The sequence below is a fragment of the Cupriavidus sp. 8B genome (genome assembly GCF_054589115.1).
Window position 1 is genome coordinate 1 of record NZ_BAAILO010000313.1, and the last position, 304, is coordinate 304.

Genomic DNA, 304 nt, shown 5'->3' on the forward strand with positions numbered 1-304 from the left:
ACGTTCTCGACTATCAGCTCGCTCGTGATTGTTCTGCTGTATCTCGTATCCCAAATGGTGGGGGCTGGAAAGCTGATCGAACTTCTATTTGGCATTAGCTATGTTTGGTCCGTAGTGCTGATCGGTGTCCTCATGGTGCTCTACGTGTTCTTTGGCGGCATGCTTGCTACCACCTGGATCCAGATCGTCAAGGCGGCGCTCCTTTTGATCGGCGCTGCTTTCATGGCATTCATGGTTCTGCAGCGCTTTGGTTTCAGCTTCGAGAATCTGATATCTGCCGCAGTCAGGATCCACCCGAAAGGTA

1 protein-coding gene is annotated in these 304 nt (G+C 51.6%); it reads left to right on the forward strand.

Annotation, left to right across the window (positions count from 1 at the left end):
- Positions 1-304, forward strand: a 304-nt coding sequence (locus ACYP5B_RS31125; RefSeq protein ID WP_459572236.1) for a sodium:solute symporter family transporter, incomplete at both ends; no start/stop codon positions are given.